Below are 19,962 nucleotides of genomic sequence, written 5' to 3'. Positions count from 1 at the left end.
TGATGATTTATTTATCCACTTGCACTTCCACGCCATTGGCCAGCTTTGCCTGTCCGGCCACCACCACCTGCGAATGGTTGGGTATGCCCGAAATAAGTTCGTACTCCTGCCCCATGCGGCGTCCAAGTTCCACCTTGTTATAAAAGACTTTTCCGTCTTTATACACATAAATATAACGGTCGCCGGTACCGGCCTGCTTCACCACGGCCAAATCGGGTACCACCACATTGTCTTTTGTCCCGAAATTAAGAGTGACACGTGCAAACATTCCGGGACGTACCCTCTGCTCACGATTCGCCAGTTTTATCTCTACCGGGAACGTGCGAGTCTTGGAGTCGATGGTGGGATAAATCAGACTGATTGTACCTTCGAAAGCCTCATCGCCGTAAACATCCAGTCGTACATTCACTTTCTCTCCTTTCTTGACCTGTGTAAAGTAGTTCTCGGATACGTTGACAAACAATTTCACCGGAGTAATCTGTTCCACTACAAGTACGGGGGTACCGCCACCATACATGTCGCCACTGTCATAATTGCGAGCCGTTACCACTCCATTTATCGGGCTTACCAGCGAAGTATTCTCCAACAGATTGTTGTAGGAAGTTTTACGAATATCCAAATTCATCTTGGCGGCATCCCACTCGGAACGGGAAGCTCCGCCTATCTTATAGAGTTCATCGATACGCTTGAACTCAACTTCCTGATTGTCCAATTGAAACTTAAGTTGCTTCAGATTGGCGGCATCCATGCTCACTAATTTCTGACCTTTGGTCACACGGTCTCCCACTTCCACCCAAATTTTGTCAATGCGCACAGGAGATGCCGGGGCAATGTTATTCTTCACCTCCGCCTCTACCGTAGCCGTATATTCTTGTATCTGCTCCACAGGGCGAGCTTCCACTGCTGCCAGTTTCACTTTCGGCTTTTCTACCGCCTGATCCGCAGCAACCTTATTCTTTCCACTGCTGCAAGCCCCCAGCAATGCAACAGCAAGCAGGGCCATCCATTGAAAACCTTTCTTCATATCGTTGTTTTTTTACTTTTGTACATTAATAATATAGTCTTTTCCTAAAACTTGATCGAGGTCGGCCTTAGCCACCAGATAGTCATAAATAGATTGGTTATAGGTCAGTTCGGCCTGCGTAAGCTGCACTTGCGACGTGTTCAGTTCAAGCACGGTGCCCTTACCCACTTCGTAACGCTTGCCGGCTATTTCGACCGTTTTTTTGGCCTGAAGCACATTCTCCTTATTGCTGGACACTTGTTCGGAACTGGCAACCATATTGTTGCGATAGCTCGTCACTTGCATGCTTAGCTTTCGTTCAGTGTCAATACGACTCTGTTCCAATTGTTTCTTCTGTATACGGTTAGTCTTCAGCTTTGTGAAGTTGCCGGCCTTATAGAGAGGCATGCTCAAATTGAACATGATTGAAGAGCTATGCGGCCAACGCCCGTAACCGAAGAGGTTCCAATGATTTTTGTTCAATGCCTGATATTGATATGAATAGCTCATACTCAGTTTAGGCAGGAAATTGGTATACAAAGCTTTAGTGTTCAAATCCAGCATCTTCCGGTTCAGTTCCAATTGTTTCATGGCAGAATTGGCTTCCAACCCGCCATCCAACGGCTCCAACTGAGTTACGAATAAATCTGTTTCATACCGGGTCAGGCTATCGGCAATCCGGAGTGTTACATCGGCCGTGACACCCATCAGCACTTTCAGTTGTAATCCGGCAAGCGTAACAGCATTAGCAGCTGAAATCAGATTGGGCTTCACACTGCGCATTTGCACCTCGGCACTGATCTTATCGAACTCACTAACCCTGCCTTGCCGGAACTTTGCATTAACCACCTCGTAGTTCTCTTCAGCTACCTTATAACTTTGCTGCAACACGTTGTAAGAGTCTTGCGCCAGCATCAGCTGATAGTAGGCTTTTGTAACCTGATTCACCAAATCGAGTTTGGAAGCCCGCGATTTCTCCACCGCCAATGCAATGTCGGCCTTTGTCAACGACATGGCCCGATAGACACCGGGAACAAACAGAGGAAGACTAATACTCAATGCTCCCGTCGCCGTGTTCGAGTTATCTTGTCCCATTTTAAAAGATTGACCGCCAAAGTTGATTTCGGCTGCCGTGATGGTATGGTTCAACGTACCCGTAATCCCCGCCTCCGGCAAAAGACTCTGCCAGGCCTCTTTATAAGCCACTTTCTTCAAAGCTATATCTTCTTCAGCCACTTTGATGGTGGGATTATCACTCAACGCAATTTCCAGTGCCTTGTCGAGATTCAGAGTCAGGACTTCCGTTGCCTCTTGTGCCCTTACATAACCACCTACGCACATGAGTATTGCGATCAGCAGCAACGCTTTCATTTTCTGCATCTTCATAAATCGCTATTTAAATTATTTATTAAGTTCTTTCTATATTCACAGATAAAATCTTCCAGTACTTTGCTGCCCTTCTCCGTAGAGATGCCACGCAAAAAAGTAAACATAATGGATTCGTAAACAGCTATAAAGGAATATTCGTAGCAGATATCCGAGTTCATCAGCAGATCGAGCTGATTGCGCACCAACAGCTCGGCAATGGAAAAATTAATATCACTTCGAAAAAAACCTTGGCGGACGCCCTCTTTAAAAAACTTGATTGTCTCTTCCGAATCGTCATGTCGACAACTTTCTATCAGTTGACAAGCTTTGGGGTATTTCTTAATGTCCTCAAAGAAGTTTTTGTTCATAGCATGATACTTCTCTATATTCCAAAGGAATAGACGCAATATCACTTCCATCACATTGTCGGTAGTGGAGAGAATACTGTTCACAAACTCGTCGTCCTCCTTCAGCCTTTTACGGATACACTCTTCCAACAGTGTCTCCTTATCAGGAAACACTTCATAGAGAGTACGCTTGGAAATACCTAAGGACGCAGCAATGTTGTCCATTGTAACACTTTTAATGCCATGCGCCATGAAAGAATTCATGGTCACACCGGTGATACGATCTTTCAGCTCTGCCCGCAATACACCATTTTTAGCTTGCTTGCTCATTTTCGCTTCGTTTATCCTTTAAAAACTAATTTCTATTCTATATCAAAATAAATACGGGACAAAGATAGAAAGAAAACAGAAAGGAAACTAAAACCACACGATTTAGTTTCCTTTCATGTCATAAAGAATTAATAAAAATTATGGTTGTTGCAGGATTATTGGTAAGAAATCAATAATCGAACTTTGTTCTGTTCAAGAAAGCCACCGTTTTATGAATTTCCTTATACATCACGATATCGTCTTTGACAAAGGGCACCTCCTTGCGATATTCGTGCAAGAAGCGTTCCAGCAGCGGTGAAGTCTTGGCCGGCCTGCGGAAGTCGATGCCTTGAGCGGCATTCATCAACTCGATGGCAAGGACGTGTTCCAGATTGTCCATGATGCGGTAAAGCTTTGTTGCGGCGTTGGCCCCCATACTGACATGGTCTTCCTGACCGTTGCTGGAGACAATGGAGTCGCTGCTGGCAGCATAGCAGTACATCTTGTTCTGGCTCACCATGGAAGCAGCGGCATATTGAGGTATCATGAAGCCGGAGTTCAAACCTGGATTGGCTACCAAGAACTCGGGCAGTCCGCGCAGCCCCATGATGAGCTGGGCAATGCGACGTTCGGAGATGTTTCCCAGTTCGGCGAGGGCTATTCCGAGGAAGTCATACGAGATGGCAAGCGGCTGACCGTGGAAGTTTCCACCCGAGATGATACGGTCTTCATCGGGGAAGATGGTTGGATTGTCCGTCACGGAATTAATCTCTGTCAGCAACACAGACGACACGTAACGGATGGCATCTTTCGTGGCTCCGTGCACCTGAGGGATGCAACGGAAAGAGTACGGGTCCTGCACATGCTGCTTGTGGCGGGCTATCAGTTCGCTCCCGTCCAACAGCTTACGGAAGTTCTCGCCCGTTTCTATCTGCCCCTTGTGAGGTCGAATCTGCTGGATGCAATCCATGAACGGGTCGATGCGCCCGTCAAAAGCTTCGAGCGAGAGTGCCGCAATCAAATCGGCTTTCCTTGAAAGACGGAAAGCCCGCAGGATGGCAAAGACACCGTTGGCACTCATGAACTGAGTCCCGTTGAGCAAGGCCAGTCCTTCTTTACTCATCAGCTTCACCGGCTCCCAACCGAATTCATCGAGCACGCTGATGGCCTCACGCTTCTTGCCTTTGTAATAGACATCGCCCACGCCGATGAGGGGAAGAAAAAGGTTGGCAAGCGGAGCAAGATCGCCGGAAGCGCCCAGCGAGCCCCGGTCATAGACAATGGGCATCACGTCGTTGTTGAAGAAATCGAGAATGCGCTGCACGGTGATGACTTGCACACCGCTATGTCCCAAAGAGAGTGCGTGCGCTTTGAGCAACATCATCAGCTTGATGATGACCGGACGTATCTCCTCGCCCACACTGCAAGCGTGGCTCTTGATCAGGTTTTCCTGCAAAGCGCCTAATTCATCCGGTGAGATATTCTTGCTGCACAAAGAGCCGAAACCCGTGGTGATGCCATACAAAGGTTCTTCGGACTCCGCAATCTTCTTATCCAAATAATCGCGGCACTTCTGTATCCTCAGCTTAGCTTCGGGAGCCAATTCCAACTTCAGGTTCTCATTGATGATGCGCTCGATGAGGCCGAAAGTCAGCTCACCGGAACCTACATAATAGACGTTGTTCATACTTTCAGCTCTTGATTGATTTCATCCAGCAATTCTCTCTCCTTGGCACAGGCAAGACGTTCCAGCTCATCGGCCTCGTCGCGGAGTTTGTCTACAAACTCCTTGTCCTTCAGTGAGCCGAGGTTGATGCGTACATTCATCAGCGCACCGAGTACGGCAGAACGGGCGGACATCATGGCTACACAGGCATCGGTGACGGCGTTACGGTTGCCCAGACGGGCCACATCCGTGATGAGTGACATCAGCTCGAAAGCGTCGCGTGCCACCTGCATCGGAACAAGGGCCGCAAACTTGGTGGCTTCCTGAATGGCGGCACTGCGTGCGGCTTTCTCTTCGTCCGTGGCTTTCGGCATCTTGAAGCAGGCAAACACCCTGTCGTAAGCCGCCGAGTCGCGGTCGATGTCTTCGACAAACGCATCCTTGCGTTGCAAGGCTACTTGGGAAATATGCCTCATCAGTTCTTCGTGAGGTTCATATCCTTTCTTACCGATGGTAAGATTGGCAACCATGGCGGACAAAGCAGAAGCTACGGCTCCGTTCAGTGCGGCAATGCTGCCTCCGCCAGGAACGGGTTCACTGCCCGCCACCTTATTCAAAAAATCTTTCAGTGTTAATTCTACTAACATGGTATTCAGCATTTAATCGGTTTGTAACAGCAATCAGGGAGCCGGATAGAGAACTCCCTCTTTAATCGTGGTATCCACGCAATTCATCCCTATATAATAAGGTAGGAAATGATAGTTGTCCGTGTTCAGTACAACCAAATCTCCCTTCTTGCCCACCTCGATGCTGCCGATGCTGTCTGCACGGTTCAAGGCGGCCGCCCCGTTCAAAGTCAGGGCAGTGATGGCCTCTTCGATGCTCATCTTCATATAGATGCAGGCCAAAGCGAAAGTGAGCGGGATGGAACCGGAAAAACAACTGCCCGGATTCAGGTCGGTGGCAAGCGCCACGGCGCAACCGGCATCGATCATCTCCCGTCCGCGGGCATAAGGCTCTTTCAAGGCGAAAGCGGTCAACGGAAGCAAGGTAGCTACCACGCCTTTATCGGCCATGGCCCGGATATCGCCATCGGAAGCATGCAGCAGATGGTCGGCAGAGACGGCGGAAAGTTCGGCAGCCAGTCCGGCACCGCCCAAAGGAACGATTTCGTCGGCATGGAGCTTCAAGGCAAGCCCCATCTCTTTGGCGGCAAGCAGCAAGCGGCGGGACTGCTCGATGGAGAAGACGCCTCGCTCGCAGAAGACATCGCAAAACTCGGCCAGATTGTTCCGTACGACACAAGGCATCACTTCTTGGATGAGGTAATCCACATATTCGTCGGTGTGCCCGCTGTACTCAGGCGGAACGGCATGTGCGCCAAGGAAGGTGGAAACGACGTCCACCCGCTTTTGTTCATCCTGATGGAGGCTGCGCATCACGCGGAGTTGCAGCAGTTCGGTTTCCTTGTCCAGTCCGTAACCGCTTTTCCCTTCTACAGTGGTCACGCCCATGGCGCTCATCTGCTTCAGAAATCCCTCGGCCTTACTGCGCAAGCGGACAAAGTTGGAGGCGCGGGTGGCTTTCACCGTACTCACAATACCGCCGCCACGCTCCATGATGGCCATGTAGCTCTCTCCCTTCAAGCGCCAGGAAAATTCCTCGGCACGCTCTCCGCCGAACACGAAATGGGTATGTGAATCCACAAAGCCGGGAAGCAGACATCTGCCCCGGGCATTGTAATGCCAGTAGTGACGGTAATGGCCGTCACGGTCCTCGCCCCGGTTCTCGCCAACGTAGGTTATGATGCCGTCGGTCACCTCCACCGTGGCGTTGTCGATGATGCGCAGTTCTCCCATCTCTCCGCCGCAGCGGGCGGAGAAACCGACGGGAGTTACCACGCGGGCGTTAAAGATGATCAGGTCTTTCATTACAGCACCTGCTTCATCGTGAAGTTCTCCAGTCCCAGGTAATAGGCGGCCGTGTCCACCAAGGCTTCGACAGGCACCAGGCCGATGATTTCACTGCCTACGATGCTGACACCATAGCGGCGGGCTTCGATGCGAACCAGTTCGAAGGCGCGGTAAAGGGCTGTGCGGGTATAATCCGTCATGTTGATGGAGACTTGGGTGATGCCGCGGTCTTTCAGCTCCACCCCCATCGCTTTGCAATAGCGCAGGCCGCCGCCGATGAAGCGTATCTTCTTGGCGATGTCGTGGGCTATCTCCAGACTGGGAGTGCTGAGGTTGATGTTATAGGCAATCAAGGGCATACGCGCTCCCACGGCCACTGCTCCCGCGGTGGGATGCCGGTGCGCCGGGCCGAAGTCGGGCTGCCATTCGGGTTGTTTTATCTTTTCTTCCATGCCCTCGAACTCTCCCTTACGGACGGCGGCGAGGTTCTCGCGATGCGGGGCAGAAGCGGATTTCTCGTACAGGAAGACGGGCAGGTCGTAACGCTTGGCTACTTCTTCACCCACCTCTTTGGAGAGTGCGATGGCGTCTTCCATCGTCACGTTCTTGAGCGGAATGAAAGGCACCACGTCGACCGCTCCCATGCGGGGATGCTGACCTTGATGCTTGTTGAGGTCGATGAGGCGGACAGCCACTCCGATGGCTTCCAACACGGCGTCGCGCAACGGTTCGGGTTCGCCCACTACGGTGACCACCATCCGGTTGTGGTCTTCATCGTTGCTGTAGTCCAGCAGTTTCACACCTTGACGGGCACGGAAAGGGGCCACAATCTTGTCTATCTTCTCCAAATCGCGTCCTTCGCTGAAATTGGGGACGCACTCCATTACTTTGTCCATACTGTCATTGAATAAGGGGCCTCTCTCCTGCCCCTCTTCCCCACAGAGAAAGGAGAAAGAGGGGTGGAGACAAGGCGGGGTTAATTAATCGGTTATCAGTTATCAGTTTATCGGTTCGTCGGTTTCTTTTTCTTATAGCGACAAGCGGCTGTTGTGGGCCTGATGAAGGAAGCGGCTACGCTTTCGGCGCTTCCGTCCATCTACTTTCTTTCGCGCCTCTCTTCCGGAGGAAGGGCGGCGACAAGACTTTGTATCCACTCCTCGTCGGCCACGTAGGGCATGGTGATGTGATATCCGTCGGCATGCGTGCGGTTAAACGCTTGGCTCGTCTCCATGGCATGCGGATTGCGTGCCCACGAGCGACGTGCCACACCGCCCATTACGTCCCACAGCATGGCCGAACGCAAGATCTCGTCCACTCGTTCCGAACCGTCGCACACCATTCCGAATCCTCCGTTGATGGCCTTCCCGATGCCTACGCCGCCACCGTTGTGCAACGCCACGAGACTCATGCCGCGGGCACAGTTGCCGGCAAAGCACTGCACGGCCATATCAGCCATGACGTTGCTGCCGTCCTTTATGTTGGACGTTTCGCGGAACGGGGAATCCGTGCCGCTGACGTCGTGATGGTCGCGTCCCAGCATGATGGGGCCCACTTCGCCGCGACGCACCATCTCGTTGAAACGCAAGGCAATCTTCATGCGGCCTTCGGCATCCTGATAGAGGATGCGGGCCTGCGTGCCGACCACGAGGTTGTTCTTCTCGGCGTCGCGAATCCAGTTGTAGTTGTCCAAATCCTGCCCACGCCGGTTGGGGTCGATGCACTCCATGGCGGCACGGTCGGTCTTCACCAAGTCCTCGTGCTTTCCGCTGAGGCACACCCACCGGAAGGGGCCGTAGCCGTAATCGAAGAGTTCGGGGCCCATGATGTCTTCCACGTAGCTGGGGAAGATGAAGCCGTTTTTGTCGTCGCCGTCGCGTGCAATCCGTCGCACACCGGCGTCATAGACGGCTTTCAGGAAGGAGTTGCCGTAATCGAAGAAGTACGTGCCCCGCTTCACCAGCGCCTCTATCGCGTTGAAATGGCGTTGCAGAGAAGCATCGACCAACGTGCGGAATCGCTCCGCGTGCTCGTGCAGCAGGCGGGTGCGCTGTTCAAACGTCAGCCCGGCAGGACAATAGCCGCCCTCGTAAGCCGCATGACAGGACGTCTGGTCGGAAAGCAAATCTACCGGAAATCCCTCGCGGACGGCATGTTCCAGCAAGTCGACCACATTTCCATGATAGGCCACGGAAACGGGACGGTGGCTCTCCATGGCCCGCCGTGCCAGCGTGAAAGCCTCGGACAGCGAATCGGTGACGTGTCCCACCCACCCTTGCGTGTGGCGGGTTTCGATGCGCGACGCATCTACCTCGGCGATGATGGCCGCCGCCCCGGCCATCTCGGCGGCTTTGGGCTGTGCGCCGCTCATGCCTCCCAAGCCGGAAGAGACAAAGAGCCGTCCCCGCAGGTCGCCGTTCTGGGGAATGCCGAGTTTCAGTCGCCCGGCGTTCAGCAGGGTGTTGAACGTGCCGTGCACGATGCCTTGCGGCCCGATGTACATCCAGCCTCCGGCCGTCATCTGGCCGTAGTTGGCAACGCCCATCTGCATGGCCGTATGCCAGTCTTTGGGGGTATCATACAGTCCCACCATCAAGGCGTTGGTGATGATGACGCGTGGCGCTTCGGGCTTCGACTTGAACAGGCCCAGCGGGTGGCCGCTCTCGATGACCAGCGTCTGCTCGCGCGTCAGCGCTTCGAGGTATTGCTTGATGAGGCGGTATTGCATCCAGTTCTGGCACACCTGCCCCGTCTCGCCGTAAGTCACCAGTTCGTAGGGATAGAGCGCAATGTCGAAGCAGAGGTTGTTGTCAATCATCACCTGAAAGGCCTTGCCTTCCAAGCAGTTGCCTTTGTATTCGTCGACGGGCTTGGCCTTCAGGTCGCCCTGCGGACGGTAGCGGTAGCCGTAGATGCGGCCGCGGGTGCGAAGTTCTTCCATGAACTCCGGGGCAAGCGTTTCGTGCAGTTCCTTGGGGATGTAACGCAAAGCGTTCTTCAATGCCGTGGCCGTCTGCGCGGGCGTAAGGGTATAACCACGGTCGGGCGCCCGCCTGATGCCCTCCACAAACGAGGGATACGGAGGCAATGTTTTACTTAAGGTTATCTCCATAGTATTTCAGATATATCAAATGGTTTGTTACATTTTGTCAACAGATACTTCCTTATATCCGCCGCAAGATAAAAATAATTCCCGGCATCCACAACAGAATACCGGGAATTATTTATCATTTAGTCAGCGACTCTACTCCTTTTGCCCTCATTGGAGCAACAGGAGGAAGATCTTACGGCTTATTCACCTTGCCGATGAAGAGAAAAGCGCCGGTGCTTTGCTCCGTTACCATGAACAAGAAAGGACGGGTCACGAAGAATTCAACGACAGGGCCGGGTAAAGAGAGCATATCCATACCGTTCCATGATGTCACGGCGGCCGCCACAGCGCCTTCCTCGTCCACCCCGAACGAGCAGGCCTGCCATGTGGTCAGTTCCTCATCAAGTGATCTCTTGGAAGCTAACTTTCCCAATTCGGCATTAGCTTCGAATACACGCTTCACACCCATAGTTTTAAGTGCTTCTTTCTGCTCCATGCGTGTGTACACCTTATATTTGGGTATTTTCAATACCAATTCGGCATAACTCCGTTCAAGTAGGTATTCTTCCCAGAACTTTTCATCCAGCGCATTGATGCACTGTTCAAGCTCTTTGCCTTCGTTGGGAAGCAGGAACTGCATTCTGAATGCTCCGTTCCCGAAAGGCAAAGAGGCCAATGCGAAAAGGTCGTTCTTGTAGTACCAATTTTCCCATCTGTTATTCATATACTTTACATTAGGAGTAATTTCACCATCGCTATTGGTGAAGTTTTCTGTGGTGGTGTCTTCTTCGCGGAACTTTTCAGCCCATTCACTTTTGAAGTAAAGAGCATTAAGCAACACGAAACGTGACTTCTTGTCCAGTTCCGTCAGTATTTCTTTGACATGTCCGTTGGTCTTTTCTGCACACCATTGGTTGATTGCCGGCAGTGCAGTGGCAAAATCCACTTGTTTCATCTCTGCATCGTAGTTGGCCTCCAGAGTGTTTTTGAATTGCGGCAAAGCCTCGAACCACGAGTTCATCCAAAACGAATTGGCCGTCAGCAATGTGGCTTTCTTGTCCAATGTGGCGAGCTGTTCCATCAATTTCTTGTTATAAGTGTTCACCTCCTCCAGTGTGAAGTTTGATATGCGCAGAGCTTTTTTCATCTCTTCCAGCGTCTCGTTCTCTGCTCCATTGGCCATCATAGTCATGGCGAACGATGCACTTAGGGGTGAAACCACAATTTTGTCTTCGCTGCCTTTTAGAGCATTCACCGCCTTGAAATATTCGAATGCAAACCCCACATGTTGGGAGGATATCTCCTTTTCGGTCCTTGTCAGCGGAATTGTCTTCCGCCCATTTCCCTCTTCATCCTGCTGCTCGTCTTTTTGGCAGCCGAACAAGCACAGACACAGACATAAATTAAGAAATAGATACTTTTTCATGTTTCTTCGTTTTTAAATGTTATAACTACCGTTTAATGGGATACTGTCATGTAGAATAGCTGGTATTGAAAATTTACTCCCTCACTATTGGTAAACCAAAAGCTGGTATTGTCGTACTGGTAAGCTTGGTCGGTATTGAACACTCCGGCAGAGAAGAATCCGTTGCACCGTCCATCAAATCCCCAATTAATGTGCATGTATTCGTGTTCCGTATTAGATTCCCAGATTAACTCCCAAGCACTTTCTCCAATGGGCCTTGCCCATTCTGTGTAATATACTTTATATTCGTAACAGCCATCTACCACCCATGCATGTCCTATGGTTACTAGATTGCCGCCAATATGACAATCACAATTCCCTCTCATATATATTAATCGATTATTGGCAAGAGCAGAACTGAAATTACCATTTGTATATCTCGTTAAAGCGGAAGTCGAATACCCCATATGTTGGAAAGTGTTTCTGGCATTCAGAGGACTAGTATTTGTTCTTCCTTTTGGGTGATAGGTACTTTGATTCAGTTCGCCCAATTGTCGCATCAGTCTTCCTATAGCCTGATGGGCTTCTGTGCTTGCAGAGCAATTTTGATGAAAATGGTCTATTTTGTGCAACTTTATTGCCTGCCAATCCAGCATTTGTACCGGTATGCCAGCATCGGCATAAGTAAGGTTGATTGAGATAGGATGCTCAAAGTAGGACATTATTTGCCCCATTGCCGTGTTTGTACATCCTGACTTTCCGTTAGGCGCATACATACCTTCATATTCGTCTTGTCCCCACTGCACAACCACCTTAGGGTCAATGCGGAGCACATCAGTCGTATCTATCTCCCTCTTCATTTCCATAAGTTGCAGCAGGTCATCGCCAGACCTTAACGAGTTTTTTTTAGAGGCTACATAGTTTTTGGCCAATTCCATGAATAGGGAAAAGCCACCGTTCTCTTCCTGTATGTCTTGCTCGGCACGGTATGTGCCTTTCTCGGTTATCGCCAACAAACCTTCCGTATCTTTATTTCCAGACACTACCGCAAAACCTTTTCCATCGGTATAATTCACTACATACAGCAAAGTGTCCGCTCTACTCTGCTCTGCACCTCTTGTAACCGGCGATGCTATGACATATTCTATATTCGCCAAATCAATCTCCCGCTCCACCGACCGGGTTTTATTACCGGCAAATATAGCACTCGCATTACGGGCTATACTTAGCACCTCTTCCAAACTTCTGTTCCGGCTACCGGAATTAACAACAGAGGCCTCTCTTTCCCATTCCCAGCCCTCGTTATTGGAGCAAGAACAAGCTAAAAGAAGGAACAACACAAAATATCTTCCTCTCTTCATAAGGTTAATCAGTTTTTAGATTAATGTCGCAAAATAAGAAAAAAAATATATATTTCCAAAATTTTCTATAGGTTTTCCTACGGATCTACTTAAAATTCATCCGGAATATTTATTAAACGCGGTAATGGAGGCATTTGTCTGACACCTTGCAGCCATGCCGCAAAATCACTGCAACAGCGTTGCAGTAATTCAGCCACCCGCAGACAAGAAAAACGCCATCGGCTTGCAGCAAAACAGCAAACCGATGGCGACAGACCTGCCCCGTGCAGGCAATGTGAAAACAACAGGCTATTACCAGGCCACGCCATATTCATAGCCGTCGAACCGTGTCGTTATATCCAGTCCGGCGGCTTTGAATACATGGGCTTATCCGCTGTTGCTTCGGGCGTAATCAGCCGTTCGCCCTTGCGGCTATGATAATAGTAACGCTCGCACGAGAAACATCCCATCACACGAAGGCGTATCTCGGAAGCCCGCTTCAAGGGCACTTCGTCAAAAAGGCGGGTCATGCCCCGGGCATAATGCAACAGTTCGTTGGAACGATAGCAGGCGCAGGCAGAAAAGTCAGACAAACGACCGACATAAAGCGGGTTGACCGCATGAACCGTCTGCGGCTGGGGTTCTTCACTCTCGGAAAGCAGTCGCGCCGCTATGGCGCGCAGACAAGTAGACGCCTTGGAGCACTTGCCAGCACCCGCAAAGCAATACTCGTACCCTTGAGGCACGTTTTGCAATAATATCATGTTCAGTGTTTAGTGATTAGTGATTAGTATTGATGGTCAGGAGAGGGAGATTGCTCACGAAGAAAGTGCAGGTATTTGCCGATGACCCCTGCCGCATCGCTTACCTCGTTCTCAAGCAAGGCTTGTTGTTCGGGATATCCGTCCAACAGGCGCATCATCTGCTCTCTTCCCACAAAGTCCGACTTTCCCGTTTCAGGATTCAACTCATAATATACACGCGCATTTACCAAATTGCTGGCATTAATAGCATCTCCCACTTCACCTCCCAGTTTCGTGGCATCATCGGGAGTCATGGTACTGGCAGCCGCTTGCCCCAAAGGTTGGGCAGTGAAATAGATTTTTCCACACACCCATATGGCAGGTGCATACCAATTGCCGAAACGATAGTTCTTGTAGCGCATCTTCCTGCAATTGACATACAACGAAGTATCTATCCGCACAGCGTAACAGCGCGATTTCAGGTATTTGCAAAGTCCGGGATTATCGTCTGCCATGATACGATAATCGGCACCTCCCGTCAAATAAATCTGATTCTTTGTCCGCTTTTCTATTCTCAAAGTGGTCACCGTATCGCCACTGTTTTCAACCAATTCCTTTAAATTAGAATACATTACCTGCTGTGCCGCACTTGGCAACACCCACAGCAATGTCAAAATGCCTAACATCCACCGCTTTTTCATATCCTATCTCCTCCTTGTTGATTCTTTGTTTTCTTGACCGAAAGATACACTTTTTATAGAAAGCAGACAAACATTTGGGCGAAAAAGACAAAAATTTATCAACATCCGGGAATTTCTACTATTTCTCCATCCTCTCCTCAGGACACCTCCGATAAGCATCGCATCTTCAATAAACACGTCCCCTCCACCAATGGCAGCGACCGATAAGGCAGTTCCCGATGACTTCTATTGTGAGAACCGTCCTCATTTATTACCTTTGCGCCATCATATCACCACGTAAATATCAAGGAAATGAACAACATAGAAGAGATAAGCGCCACCTACCGCCGCATTGCGGAAAATTCGAAATCGGAACTGAACAAAGTACAGCAGCAGATTTATCGCATCGGCACTTTGCGGCTGTTGTTATTCGTCGGCGGAATAGCGGGAGTGATTTATTTTCGGGCCGAAAGCTGGGAGATACCGGCCGGCATCGTCCTCATCATCCTCTTGCCCTTCCTGTTGCTCATCAAATACCACAACCGCCTGTTCTACCGGAAAGATTATCTGGAAAAGAAAGTGGAAATCAACGAACAGGAACTGGCAGCCCTCGACTACGACACTTCCGCTTTCGATGACGGAGAAGAGTTTATCAACCCCGCCCATCTCTACTCTTTCGATTTGGATGTATTCGGTCCGCACTCTTTGTTCCAATACATCAACCGCACATGCACCCGCTTGGGGAAAACCCGGCTGGCCGACTGGATGGGGCGGCATTTGGAAGATAAGCAGGAAATCGAAAAGCGGCAGGAAGCCGTCAAGGAGCTTGCTCCCGAACTGAAATTCCGACAACGCTTCCGCATCCTCGGTCTGCTGCACAAAGGGAAAAGCGCCGATGAAACGGAGCTGAAGGCTTGGGCGGAAAGTCCCGCCGTGTTTCGGACTAAAAAGTTATTGCGTGCCTTGCCCATAGCGGTGACGGGCATCAACGTCCTATGCATCGGTCTTGTGGTGGCAGGCATCCTGCCCGCAACCTTCTATGGCATCGTCTGGATTGGTTTCGTTGCCGCAGGTTTCAGCTTCACCGGCAGAATCACCAAGATACAAGCCATCTACGGGAAGAAGCTGCAAATTCTTTCCACGTATGCCGGCCTGCTCCGCCTCATGGAGAAACACCCTGTGCAATCTGCCCTGCTCAAAGAGATAAAAGAGGAAATCGGCGGAGAAAAGCGGAAAGCATCCCACGCCATCCATCGGCTAAGCAAACTGATGGACGAACTCGACCAGCGCAACAACGTATTCATGTACATCATCCTCAATGGGCTGTTCTTTTGGGAATTGCGCCAGATTATGCGCATAGAAGCATGGAAAGAGCAGCATGCCTCCGACCTGCCCCGTTGGCTCACCGCCCTCGGCCACATGGATGCCCTCAATTCTTTGGCCACGTTTGCCTACAACCATCCGGATTACACCTACCCCGCCATCATCGAGAGAACGGACACAAGCACCGGCTCTTTCCGCTTCCGTGCCACCTCCATGGGGCATCCGTTGATGAACCGTAACACCTGCGTACACAACGACGTCGACATGGAAAAGCGCCCGTTCTTCATCATCATTACCGGCGCCAACATGGCAGGAAAAAGCACTTATCTGCGCACCGTGGGCGTCAACTACCTGCTGGCCTGCATCGGCACTCCGGTATGCGCCCGCCAAATGGAAGTACGCCCGGCACGGCTCATCACCGGCCTGCGCACATCGGACTCGCTGAACAACAACGAGTCTTACTTCTTCGCCGAACTCAAACGGTTGAAACTTATCATCGACAAGCTACACGCCGGCGAAGAACTGTTCATCATCCTCGACGAAATTCTGAAAGGAACTAACTCCATGGACAAACAAAAAGGCTCTTTCGCCCTCATCAAGCAATTCATGTCTTTGCAAGCCAATGGCATCATTGCCACCCACGACCTGTTGCTGGGTACTCTCATCGAGCTTTTCCCCGACAACATCCGCAACTGTTGCTTTGAAGCCGATATCACAGACGACGGTTTGACCTTCTCATACCGTATGCGTCCCGGCATAGCCCAAAACATGAACGCTTGCTTCCTCATGAAGAAAATGGGCATTGCCGTTGCCGACTGAATCTGCCGGGAACAGAATCGGACTATTGAAGAATATCATCTGATTGTTACCATCGTCGCCCCGAAACCATACTCTTGGAACGAGGCATCCTGCGCCTTGCAGGTGGCATATTTACGCTTCAGTTCATCGAGCACAGCCTTGCGAAGCACGCCGTCGCCCTTACCATGAATGAAGACGATGCGTTGTTCGCGCTTGTTCTTGTAGCGTTCCATCACTTCACGGAATTTGTCCAACTGGTAGTTCAGCATCTCGCTGTTGCTCATGCCACGGGTATCATCCAGCAATTCGCCGATGTGCAGGTCTATCTCGATGATTTCGTTTTTGCCTCCGTGCTTAACGATGGTCTGCGGTTTGGCAGGAGCGTCCGAAGCTTTCTTCTGTATCAAAGCATCCTGAAGCTCTTCGGCAGAGACATATACCTGCTTAACAGGACGATCGTCCTTCACAACATCATAAATCAATGCGGGAGTTTCAAAGAAATCGGAATCGCGGAATGTATGCAGTTTATAGAACTTCACCGTATCGATACGAATCTCCACACCTACCGCAGGTTTCATCACAAACGAACGGTTGTCCTTGAAAGCCACCAACTGTACGGCCACACGCTCACGGTCGTTCAATGCCGATTTCTCGAACTCTTCGAGCAGCAATTTGGTATTCGGCTCTATCAGACCGTGCGAACAGGCAGTCCAAGCCTTTCCTTCGGCAAAGAGATAGGTATAGTACATATAATAATTACTGTCGTTCACCAAGTAGGCCTCAAAAGAGGTGGTGCTCACAGCCTTGATGTCTTCGGGCACAAAGGCAAGATAGACATTCAGCGTGTCGCCCCCCTTTATCTCCGGTTGGCGATAGACTGAAATCTGCGGTTTCTCCATACGGTGCAAAAGTTCGTCGGGCACGACACTCCCTCCAAAAGATGCATTTTTGACAGCAGACGAAGCCGGACGAGCAGGCAGCTCTTCCGCTTTCTTCTTTTGGGCGGCCGCCTTGGCTGCCGGCGTGGGAATGTTATAATCGTCCGTCTCTATCACTACACACTCATTTACCGGCATCGGTATGTCGAAACCGTCGGCATCTTCCACCAACACAATGTTCTTTCCTTGAAAGCCTGTCACTACACCGCCCCCTACCTCGCTCAGGAAACGTACTTTATCTCCTATTTTCATCTTCTTGTTTATTGTTCTTCAAATTATGATTTACGGCAGAAGCTGCCAAAGCCGCCACCGACAGTGCAAAGATAAGGCAACAGAATAGAAAAAGATAGAAAAAAACGATAAATATCCGTACCTTTGCCCTCCGAAAAAGCATATACTCATGGAACAGAATCCTAAACACATCCATATCAGTGAATTTAACTACGTGTTACCGGACGACCGCATCGCCAAGTTTCCGCTACCGGTACGCGACCGGTCGAAATTATTGATTTACCATCATGGCAAGATTTCGGAAGACACATTCACCTCGCTTCCCGACTATCTTCCGACAGGCAGCCTGATGATATTCAACAATACCAAAGTGATTCAGGCCCGCCTGCACTTCCGCAAAGAGACAGGCGCCCTGATTGAAGTATTTTGTCTGGAACCGGTACAGCCTAACGATTATGCGCTCAACTTCCAGCAGACCGAACACACTGCCTGGCTTTGCATGGTGGGCAATCTGAAGAAATGGAAAGAAGGAACACTGAAACGGGAAATGACGGTGAAAAGCCGGGCAATCGTCCTGACCGCCGAACGCGGCGAATGCCGAGGCACGAGTCATTGGGTGGACTTCCGCTGGAACAATTCGGAAGTGACATTCGCCGACATCCTGGAGGTATTCGGTGAACTGCCCATTCCACCCTATCTGAACCGGGAGACGCAGGAGAGCGACAAAGAAACTTATCAGACGGTGTATTCCAAAATAAAAGGTTCCGTGGCCGCCCCTACCGCGGGACTTCATTTCACCCCGCATGTGCTGGAGGCCCTTCGCACCAAAGGCATAGACACGGAAGAGCTGACACTGCATGTAGGAGCAGGTACTTTCAAACCCGTGAAGAGCGAGGAGATAGCAGGCCACGAAATGCACACGGAGTATATCTCCGTTTCACGCAGCACATTGGAAAAACTGATCATGCACGGGGGAAAAGCCATTGCCGTAGGCACTACCTCGGTACGCACACTGGAGAGCCTCTACCACATCGGGATTACGCTGCTGAACAACCCCGAAGCGACGGAAGAAGAGCTGCACGTCAGGCAATGGCAACCCTACGAAATGCAGGATGCAGCCTCCGCCGTCCCCGCCATAGAGGCACTGCAAGCCGTGCTCTCCTACCTCGAACGGCACAGCATGGATGCCTTGCACACCAGCACGCAAATCATTCTTGCTCCGGGGTATGAATATCAGATAGTAAAAGCCATGATCACCAACTTCCACCAGCCGCAAAGCACCCTGCTGCTACTCGTCTCGGCTTTCGTGCAAGGCGACTGGCGAAGGATTTATGACTATGCGCTCAGCCATGATTTCAGGTTCCTGAGCTATGGAGACTCGTCGTTATTGATACCCTGATACGGCTTAATCGTCTTATTTCGCCAAGTCCTCAATCACCTTCATGATCTGTCGTCCGATTTCCTCGGCGGCTTCCGGTGTGGAGGCTTCGCTATACACACGGATAATCGGTTCCGTGTTGCTCTTGCGCAGGTGCACCCATTTGTCGGGGAAGTCAATCTTCACACCGTCTATATCATTGATCTCTTCGTTTTTATAGAGTGCTTTTACTTTGGCAAGAATGGCGTCTACATCCGTATCGGGAGTCAGGTCTACCCGGTTCTTTGCCATGAAGTAGGCGGGATAGGAGGCACGCAACTCGCTGACCTTCTTGCCCTCGTGCGCCAGATGACTCAGGAACAAAGCGATACCCACCAACGCATCACGGCCGTAATGACTGGCCGGATAGATGACTCCGCCATTGCCTTCACCGCCGATGACGGCGCCTACTTCTTTCATCTTGGTGGTCACATTCACTTCGCCCACGGCAGAGGCGTAATATTGCTGTCCGTACTTGCGGGTGACGTCGCGCAAAGCACGGGTCGAACTCAAGTTGGAGACCGTGTTGCCGGGAGTATGCTTCAAGACATAGTCGGCCACGGTGACCAGCGTGTATTCTTCGCCGTACATCCTGCCGTCTTCGCAAATCATGGCCAGACGATCTACGTCGGGGTCTACAACGAAAGCGACGTCTGCCTTGCCGCCTTTCATCAGGTTCATGATGTCGCCCAAGTTCTTTTCCAGAGGTTCGGGGTTGTGTTGGAAGTCTCCGGTAGGCTCGCAGTAGAGCTTCTCTACATGCCGAACGCCAAGCTGCTCCAGCAACTGTGGCAGGATGATGCCGCCCACAGAGTTCACGCAGTCGATGGCTACGCGGAAGTCGGCCTTCCGGATGGCCTCCACGTCCACCAAGTCGAGCGCCAGCACGCTGTCTATATGCTTTTGGTTATACGTCAAGTCCTTGCGATAGGAACCGAGGCGGTCCACCTCGGCATAGCAGAATGCCTCTTCGGCAGCGATGCGGAGTACTTCCTGTCCTTCAGCGGCATTCAGGAACTCTCCTTTCTCGTTCAGCAGTTTCAGGGCATTCCACTGTTTGGGATTGTGCGAGGCGGTCAGGATGATGCCTCCGCTGGCGCCTTCCATCGTAACGGCCAGTTCGGTCGTGGGGGTGGAAGCCAAATCAATGTCTACCACATCCCAGCCCATGCCCATCAGCGTGCCTACCACCACGTTCTTGACCATTTCGCCCGAAATACGGGCATCGCGTCCCACTACGATTTTGTTGTTCTTTACAGTACACGTTTTACGAATCAGTGTTGCATAGGCCGAAGTGAACTTTACGATGTCAAGCGGATTCAACCCCTCGCCGGCACCTCCGCCAATGGTTCCACGAATCCCTGAGATAGATTTGATTAGAGTCATAGGTCAA

The 19,962-nt window shown here is 50.9% G+C and carries 17 protein-coding genes; 3 read left to right on the top strand and 14 right to left on the bottom strand.

The genetic code is table 11. The annotated features are described in order from the left end of the window. Positions 1-7 precede the first annotated feature (7 nt). The 10 genes from C4H11_RS10245 to C4H11_RS10200 all read right to left on the bottom strand — a co-directional run bounded on the left by C4H11_RS10245 (position 8) and on the right by C4H11_RS10200 (position 12,460). A complete protein-coding gene (locus tag C4H11_RS10245) occupies positions 8-1,024 on the bottom strand; it encodes an efflux RND transporter periplasmic adaptor subunit (RefSeq protein ID WP_106041756.1) in 1,017 nt (338 codons plus the stop codon). A gap of 12 nt (positions 1,025-1,036) precedes the next feature. Beyond that, a complete protein-coding gene (locus C4H11_RS10240; protein WP_106041754.1) occupies positions 1,037-2,389 on the bottom strand; it encodes a TolC family protein in 1,353 nt (450 codons plus the stop codon). Then, positions 2,386-3,048, bottom strand: a complete 663-nt coding sequence (locus C4H11_RS10235; RefSeq protein ID WP_106041752.1) for a TetR/AcrR family transcriptional regulator — start codon at positions 3,046-3,048, stop codon at positions 2,386-2,388. The genes C4H11_RS10240 and C4H11_RS10235 overlap by 4 nt, the downstream gene beginning before the upstream one ends. A 169-nt stretch (positions 3,049-3,217) precedes the next feature. Further along, positions 3,218-4,714 (bottom strand): histidine ammonia-lyase, encoded by a 1,497-nt coding sequence (hutH, locus tag C4H11_RS10230; protein WP_106041750.1) that lies wholly within the window; start codon positions 4,712-4,714, stop codon positions 3,218-3,220. Further along, positions 4,711-5,340, bottom strand: coding sequence for a cyclodeaminase/cyclohydrolase family protein (locus C4H11_RS10225; RefSeq protein WP_106043342.1), 630 nt, complete (start codon positions 5,338-5,340; stop codon positions 4,711-4,713). The genes hutH and C4H11_RS10225 overlap by 4 nt, the downstream gene beginning before the upstream one ends. Before the next feature lie 33 nt (positions 5,341-5,373). Further along, positions 5,374-6,624, bottom strand: coding sequence for an imidazolonepropionase (gene hutI, locus C4H11_RS10220; protein ID WP_106041749.1), 1,251 nt, complete (start codon positions 6,622-6,624; stop codon positions 5,374-5,376). Further along, entirely contained in the window at positions 6,624-7,502 is an 879-nt protein-coding gene (gene ftcD, locus C4H11_RS10215) for a glutamate formimidoyltransferase (protein WP_106041745.1), read from the bottom strand. The genes hutI and ftcD overlap by 1 nt, the downstream gene beginning before the upstream one ends. A 200-nt stretch (positions 7,503-7,702) precedes the next feature. Further along, on the bottom strand, positions 7,703-9,715 hold the full coding sequence (locus C4H11_RS10210; RefSeq protein ID WP_106041743.1) for a urocanate hydratase: 2,013 nt from the start codon (positions 9,713-9,715) through the stop codon (positions 7,703-7,705). Positions 9,716-9,887: 172 nt separating this feature from the next. Continuing rightward, positions 9,888-11,120 (bottom strand): serpin family protein, encoded by a 1,233-nt coding sequence (locus C4H11_RS10205; RefSeq protein ID WP_106041741.1) that lies wholly within the window; start codon positions 11,118-11,120, stop codon positions 9,888-9,890. Positions 11,121-11,152: 32 nt separating this feature from the next. Then, a complete protein-coding gene (locus tag C4H11_RS10200; protein ID WP_106041739.1) occupies positions 11,153-12,460 on the bottom strand; it encodes a C10 family peptidase in 1,308 nt (435 codons plus the stop codon). A gap of 154 nt (positions 12,461-12,614) precedes the next feature. Between C4H11_RS10200 and C4H11_RS14195 the strand changes: the two genes are divergently transcribed. Next, positions 12,615-12,776, top strand: coding sequence for a hypothetical protein (locus tag C4H11_RS14195; protein WP_164996531.1), 162 nt, complete (start codon positions 12,615-12,617; stop codon positions 12,774-12,776). A gap of 16 nt (positions 12,777-12,792) precedes the next feature. Here C4H11_RS14195 and C4H11_RS10195 read toward each other — a convergent pair whose 3' ends face one another. Together C4H11_RS10195 and C4H11_RS10190 are read right to left on the bottom strand one after the other, a co-directional pair. Then, on the bottom strand, positions 12,793-13,203 hold the full coding sequence (locus tag C4H11_RS10195; protein WP_234819818.1) for a DUF6078 family protein: 411 nt from the start codon (positions 13,201-13,203) through the stop codon (positions 12,793-12,795). Positions 13,204-13,226: 23 nt separating this feature from the next. Next, positions 13,227-13,883: a DUF6563 family protein gene (locus C4H11_RS10190; RefSeq protein ID WP_106041737.1), complete on the bottom strand. Its 657-nt coding sequence runs from the start codon at positions 13,881-13,883 to the stop codon at positions 13,227-13,229. Positions 13,884-14,174: 291 nt separating this feature from the next. Between C4H11_RS10190 and C4H11_RS10185 the strand changes: the two genes are divergently transcribed. Further along, complete coding sequence (locus C4H11_RS10185) at positions 14,175-16,004, top strand: MutS family DNA mismatch repair protein (RefSeq protein ID WP_106041735.1); 1,830 nt, start codon at positions 14,175-14,177, stop codon at positions 16,002-16,004. A 35-nt stretch (positions 16,005-16,039) separates the two neighbouring features. On the opposite strand, the gene C4H11_RS10180 is transcribed toward C4H11_RS10185, so the two are convergent. Then, a complete protein-coding gene (locus tag C4H11_RS10180; RefSeq protein WP_106041733.1) occupies positions 16,040-17,173 on the bottom strand; it encodes a DUF2027 domain-containing protein in 1,134 nt (377 codons plus the stop codon). A gap of 148 nt (positions 17,174-17,321) precedes the next feature. Here C4H11_RS10180 and C4H11_RS10175 point away from each other — a divergent pair, with 148 nt between their 5' ends. Continuing rightward, on the top strand, positions 17,322-18,551 hold the full coding sequence (locus C4H11_RS10175) for an S-adenosylmethionine:tRNA ribosyltransferase-isomerase (RefSeq protein WP_106041731.1): 1,230 nt from the start codon (positions 17,322-17,324) through the stop codon (positions 18,549-18,551). Positions 18,552-18,566: 15 nt separating this feature from the next. On the opposite strand, the gene glmM is transcribed toward C4H11_RS10175, so the two are convergent. Further along, positions 18,567-19,955, bottom strand: a complete 1,389-nt coding sequence (gene glmM / locus C4H11_RS10170) for a phosphoglucosamine mutase (RefSeq protein WP_106041729.1) — start codon at positions 19,953-19,955, stop codon at positions 18,567-18,569. Positions 19,956-19,962: the final 7 nt, after the last annotated feature.

Origin of the sequence: Bacteroides zoogleoformans, from assembly GCF_002998435.1 — a bacterium.
Taxonomy (GTDB): Bacteria; Bacteroidota; Bacteroidia; order Bacteroidales; family Bacteroidaceae; genus Bacteroides; species Bacteroides zoogleoformans.
The sequence above is the reverse complement of the archived record's forward strand: the minus strand, read 5'-3'. Positions and strand labels throughout refer to the sequence as shown.